Genomic DNA, 5,585 nt, shown 5'->3' on the forward strand with positions numbered 1-5,585 from the left:
TGAAGAGCGCATAGTTCAGCACATCCTGCTGCGTGCGCTTCTCCAGCAACTCCTCGATGCTGCCGTTCCACTTTTGCCCACCTTTGACGTGCTGCTTGAAGTCGGACTCGAGCCAGTGATCCTGTCTGCGAAAGACCGCAATCACCGAGACCTCAAAACCCCGCGCTCGCAGCTCCTCCACCAGCCGGATAGCCACCGCCGATTTATACAGGCCCGCCAGACTTTCGGCGCTCAACACCACATCCCCCGCACCACGCGAAAAGAAATCAAGGGCTGCCGCAACGACCGGCGCTCTCTCACGATAGGCGGCCATCGCCAGATCGGCGGCATTGCCCTGCCCCTCCGTGACCGGCCCTTCCGGCATCTCATAGGCAATCCCCAAGCCGCGCAGCGCCTCTTGCTTTTGCAGCAACGCCGCCTGTATCGTCGTCGTCGCGCATTTGGGCATGCCGACATGCAGGAAAACGCGGCGTGGCATTACAGTGAGGCTCCTCTTGCGTATCGGGACCGACGGATAGGTCACGCATCCCGCCCCGGCAACAAGATTCCGCTTTTCAAATCGGCAAAACCCGGCTATTGGCGCAGCTTCATGCGGGGACTACAGCCTTGGAGGAGCCCCGCCCTAACCTATGGAGAATTTAAATGGCTGGAGAAATTCCTGATCTTCAAGCCCAGGAACGCGCGGGGACGGGCAAGGGCGCCGCTCGCGCAGCCCGTCGTGCGGGTATGGTTCCGGGTGTGGTGTTCGGTGGCGACAAAGAGCCGCTGGCGATCAACATTCCGTTCAACGCGCTGCTCAAGCGCCTCAAGAAGGGCCGCTTCAAATCGACGCTCTTCAACCTTCAGGTCGAAGGCCATGACGATGTGCGCGTGATCTGCCGCGACGTTCAGCGCGATGTGGTCAAGGATTTGCCGACCCATGTCGACCTGATGCGCCTGCGCCGGACCACCCGGATCAACCTGTTCATCCACGTCGATTTCATCAACGCGGAACAGTGCAAGGCCCTGCGCAAGGGCGGCGTTCTGACCGTCGTGCGTCCCGAAGTCGAACTCAACGTGCTCGCCGGTGACATCCCCGATCACGTGACCGTGGACCTCTCGAAGGTCGAGAAAATCGGCGACGTGGTCACGATTTCGATGGTCGACCTGCCCGAAGGCTCCGAGCCGGTGATCAAGGACCGCGATTTCGTGATCTGCAACATCTCCGCCCCCTCCGCGCTGCGCTCGCAGGGCGATGACGAGGAAGAAGAGGGCGAAGAGGACTGATCCTGCGGGACCAGACCCCACCCAACCGAGCGCGGTCCCCATCGGGGGCCGCGTTTTCTTTTGGTGCGCCCCGCGCCCTGTTGATTCCCGGCCCCCGACCAACTAGACCGATGCCCATTCAGGATCGGGGGCACCACCCATGCAGCTCTTTGTAGGTCTCGGCAATCCGGGCGCGAAATACGAGCGGAACCGCCACAACATCGGCTTCATGGCGCTCGACCGCATCGCCGAGGATCACGGCTTTGGCCCATGGCGGTCCAAGTTTCAAGGCATGGTTTCTGAGGGCACGCTCGACGGCGCGCGCACCGTCCTGCTCAAGCCCATGACCTTCATGAACCTCAGCGGGCAATCCGTGGGCGAAGCGCTGCGGTTCTACAAACTCACCCCCGCCGATGTCACCGTCTTTCACGACGAGTTGGACATCGCCCCCGGCAAGCTGCGCTGCAAGACAGGCGGCGGGCATGCAGGCCACAACGGGTTGCGCTCGATCCATCAGCACATCGGCGAGAGCTATGCCCGCGTGCGCCTTGGCATCGGCCATCCGGGGCACAAGGACGGCGTGGCGGCCTATGTCCTTCAGGACTTCGCCAAATCCGAAAACGACTGGCTAGAAGACCTCTTGCGCGGCATCGGCAAGGGCGCGCATTGGCTTGCCGTGGGCAAGCCCGACCGCTTTCAGAACGCCGTGGCGCAGGCCATGACACCGCCCAAGCCTCCGCGCCCCGCCCCCGTCCAGACCGAGCGCGCCGCCTCCCCCGAGCCTGAGCCCACACCCGACCCCCGCTCCCCCCTGCAGCGGCTCGCGGACAAGTTCCGCTAAAGCAAGTTCAGAAAAAGTTGAGTGACTTTTCGGTTCGACATTGCGCCAACTCAAAGGGTTAAAGCGTTTCGGCGTTTCAGAGAAATGCCGAAACGATTTAGACCCCGCCCCAACGTCAGACTTGATCCGACGCGGCGGCCCTGCTCAACTGCGCGCAAAACCTCGGAGGGTGAGAATGCGCAAGGCGCTCAAATGGTTGACCCGTATCGTGGTGGTGCTGGTCCTTGCGACAGCGGCCGTGGGTCTCTGGAAGCGCGACCAGATCGCGCGCCTCTGGGCGGTCAACAGCCTCTTTGACGAAGAGCGCATCGTCCAGAACTTCTCACACATGGACCGCGCCTTTCTGCATGTTCCCGTGCCGCGCGGCACCGGCCCTGTCTCGCCCTTGCCCCAAGGTCCCGCCATGACCCTGCCCGCCGTGGCAACCGACTGGATCACCGCCCGCACCGTGACCTCGCTCATGGTCCTGCACCGGGGCGCTGTGGTGCATGAGAGCTATCACCAGGGCACAGGCCCCGAGGATCGCCGCATCAGTTGGTCGGTGGCCAAGAGCTTTCTCTCAGCCCTCTTCGGCGTGATCGTGGCCGAAGGCCAGATCGCCTCGCTCGACGATCCGGTCACGCGCTACGCCCCCAGCCTCGCGGGCAGCGCCTATGACGGGGCCACAATTCGCAACGTCCTTCTGATGATGAGCGGCGTGGCCTTTGACGAGGATTATCTGGATTACAATTCGGACATCAACCGCATGGGCCGCGTGCTGGCGCTTGGCGGCACGATGGATGGCTTTGCCGCGGGCCTCACCGCGCGCGAGGCAGACCCCGGCACCCGCTGGCAATATGTCTCGATCGACACGCATATCCTCGCCATGGTGCTGCGCGGGGCCACCGGCCGCAGCCTGCCGGACCTCTTGTCGGACAAGATCATTCAACCCTTGGGGTTTGAAGCCGAGCCCTTTTACCTGACCGATGGCGAGGGCGTGGCCTTTGCGCTTGGCGGTCTTAACGTCACCACCCGCGATTATGCGCGCTTTGGCCTGATGGCCGCCAATCTCGGGCGCTACAACGGGCAACAGGTGGTGCCCGAGGATTGGATGCGCGCCGCAACCACGCCCACAGCCCCCACCGCACCGGGCGATTTGCAATACGGCTTTCAATGGTGGATGCCGGCCGACGCCCAGCCGGGCGAATTCTTTGGCCACGGCATTTACGGGCAATATATCTACATCGACCGCGCCCGCGATGTCGTGATTGTCGCCACCTCAGCCGACCGCGCCTTTCGCGAACCGGGCGTCAAACATGGCAACATCGCCGTGCTGCGCCAGATCGCCGGGGCGCTCTGAGGCGGGCGTCAACCGTCGAACCGCTGCCGCACCCGCGCATCCAGTCCGGGCGGATAGCCGATGACCTCGCCCGTGGACCGCAACCGCCATTCCCCATCCCCCGCGCGCAGGCTGTTGGAGCGCGCGCCAAGTTTACCTTGCCGCGCCAGCATCTCTACGACATAGCCCAGATCACGCCCGCCGATGAACCGCCCCATCTCGAGAATGCTCTGCGCCGGATGCGCGGCCAGCCGCTCGAGCGGCATGCGAAACACATGCGCTGCCCCGAAAACATCCTCAAAGACGCGCAGCACATGGCGCGTATCAATCCACCGCTGCCACGGCATCAACGGCTCTGACAGCAGGGCCTCGGCCCGCTGCGCGAAATCCGCGTTGCTGAATGTGTCAAAATCCTTCGCCGACTCGGCATAGCGCGCCGCAAGCCAGCTATCGGGCTGGCGGGTGGTGAGGATGATCCGCACCTGTCCACCACCCCACTGGCGGTCCATCGCCGCAAGCTGCGCCGCGACCCCCTCTGGCGTCGCGACCCGCCCATTCCAGAACCCGTCGCTGGTCAGCGATATGTTCTCGCAGGACAAGAGCCGATCCTCACTGTCGGGCCTCTGCCCAAAGAGCGCATCGAACCCGTCGCGCAGACCCTCACGCGGAGCGGTGCGCCGACCCTGCCCGGTGAGCCGCGCAATACGGCCCCGCCAGCCGCCGCCCACAGGCTCCGTGCCCGCGTGATGCAACGACCGCAGAATACGGTTGATCTCTTGGCCAGCCAAATCGCTCTGTGAGCGGTGGACATACGCAATCCCGTGGATCTTGGGAAAGACCAAATACTGCCAATAGGTCGTGCCCGTCTTGGGCAGACCTATGTGCAGATAGATCGCCATCCCGCGCCGCTTACCCCAGGGCCGCGTCACACCGCCCGCAGGTGCCCGGATGCTTGTGCTGCCCCACATCCGGCAGGATTTTCCAGCAGCGTTGGCATTTCTCGCCCTCCGCCCGCTCAAAGACCACGCCGACCGTGTCCACCTCCGGCAAACGGAACGCCTCATCGGGGCGCGGATCGCCAGTCAGCACCAAATCCGAGGTGATGCAGATATCCGCGAAATCCACCGATTTCAGCGCCTTCAGCATCTCGGCATCGCGGATATGCACCACCGGCGCCGCCTCCAGACTGGCCCCAATCACCTTGTCGGTGCGCTGCACCTCGAGCGCCGCCGTGACCACCCGCCGCGCCTGCCGCACCATCGCCCATTTCGCCGCCAAGGGTTCATTGAGCCAATCAGCGGGCGTGTCGGGAATGTCCGTGAGGTGAATCGAGCCGTCCTCGCCGGGAAAGCGCGACAACCACACTTCCTCCATGGTGAAGACCAGCACCGGGGCCAGCCAAGTGGTCAACCGGTGAAACAGCAGATCGAGCACCGTGCGCGCCGCCCGCCGCCGCGCGGTATCGCCATCGCAATAGAGCGCGTCCTTGCGAATATCGAAATAGAACGCGCTCAGATCGAGCGTGCAGAAGTTGAAAATCTGCTGGAAAACCCCTTGGAAATCATAGGTTTCATAGCCTTTCTTCACCTTGTGATCCAGCTCTGCCAGACGGTGCAGCACCCAGCGTTCCAGCTCGGGCATCTCCGAGGGGTCCACCCGATCCGCCTCGGTAAACGGGGCCAGCGCTCCCAGCATGAACCGCAGCGTATTGCGCAAGCGGCGATAGCCATCGGCCACACCCTTGAGGATTTCCGGCCCGATCCGCAGGTCAGCGGTATAATCCGCCTGCGCCACCCAGAGGCGCAGAATATCCGCGCCATATTGCTTGACCACTTCCTCGGGGGCCACAGTGTTGCCCAAGGATTTGGACATCTTGTTGCCCTTCTCATCAAGGGTAAAGCCATGCGTCAGCACCCCCCGATAGGGCGCGCGTCCGCGCGTGCCACAGGCTTGCAACATCGACGAATGGAACCAGCCGCGATGCTGATCGGTGCCCTCAAGATAGAGATCGGCCAAGCCATCCTCGGACCCGTCCGCCCGGTCGCGCAGCACAAACGCATGGGTCGAGCCAGAGTCAAACCACACATCGAGAATGTCATCGACCTTGCGCCACTCGTCCGGGTTGACGATGCCCGACAGGAACCGCTCTTTCGCGCCCTCCTTGTACCACGCATCCGCGCC

At 63.4% G+C, this 5,585-nt stretch carries 5 protein-coding genes and 1 pseudogene; 3 read left to right on the forward strand and 3 right to left on the reverse strand.

Annotation, left to right across the window (positions count from 1 at the left end):
* Positions 1-478 (reverse strand): annotated as a pseudogene (locus tag KBT70_RS18635) (hypothetical protein); the annotation flags it as partial.
* Between the two features lie 164 nt (positions 479-642).
* Between KBT70_RS18635 and KBT70_RS18640 the strand changes: the two are divergent.
* The 3 genes from KBT70_RS18640 (at position 643) to KBT70_RS18650 (ending at position 3,425) form a co-directional block, all read left to right on the forward strand.
* Positions 643-1,266 carry a 50S ribosomal protein L25/general stress protein Ctc gene (locus tag KBT70_RS18640; protein WP_296637726.1) on the forward strand — a complete coding sequence of 208 codons (624 nt, stop codon included), beginning with the start codon at positions 643-645 and terminating at the stop codon, positions 1,264-1,266.
* Between the two features lie 139 nt (positions 1,267-1,405).
* Positions 1,406-2,086, forward strand: coding sequence for an aminoacyl-tRNA hydrolase (gene pth / locus KBT70_RS18645; protein WP_296637727.1), 681 nt, complete (start codon positions 1,406-1,408; stop codon positions 2,084-2,086).
* A gap of 175 nt (positions 2,087-2,261) precedes the next feature.
* Positions 2,262-3,425: a serine hydrolase gene (locus KBT70_RS18650; protein ID WP_296637728.1), complete on the forward strand. Its 1,164-nt coding sequence runs from the start codon at positions 2,262-2,264 to the stop codon at positions 3,423-3,425.
* A gap of 8 nt (positions 3,426-3,433) precedes the next feature.
* Here KBT70_RS18650 and KBT70_RS18655 read toward each other — a convergent pair whose 3' ends face one another.
* Together KBT70_RS18655 and KBT70_RS18660 are read right to left on the reverse strand one after the other, a co-directional pair.
* Positions 3,434-4,303 (reverse strand): hypothetical protein, encoded by an 870-nt coding sequence (locus tag KBT70_RS18655; protein WP_296637729.1) that lies wholly within the window; start codon positions 4,301-4,303, stop codon positions 3,434-3,436.
* Between the two features lie 10 nt (positions 4,304-4,313).
* Positions 4,314-5,585: class I tRNA ligase family protein (locus KBT70_RS18660; RefSeq protein ID WP_296637730.1), on the reverse strand; the 1,272-nt coding region annotated here is incomplete at its 5' end.

Source organism: Roseovarius sp., assembly GCF_018066915.1.
Lineage (GTDB): Bacteria > Pseudomonadota > Alphaproteobacteria > Rhodobacterales > Rhodobacteraceae > Roseovarius.

Bases quoted from the DNA above. Each gene is read 5' to 3' on its own strand.
- KBT70_RS18640 (WP_296637726.1), top strand. From the start codon at position 643: ATGGCTGGAGAAATTCCTGATCTTCAAGCCCAGGAACGCGCGGGGACG.
- pth (WP_296637727.1), top strand. From the start codon at position 1,406: ATGCAGCTCTTTGTAGGTCTCGGCAATCCGGGCGCGAAATACGAGCGG.
- KBT70_RS18650 (WP_296637728.1), top strand. From the start codon at position 2,262: ATGCGCAAGGCGCTCAAATGGTTGACCCGTATCGTGGTGGTGCTGGTC.
- KBT70_RS18655 (WP_296637729.1), bottom strand. From the start codon at position 4,303: ATGGCGATCTATCTGCACATAGGTCTGCCCAAGACGGGCACGACCTAT.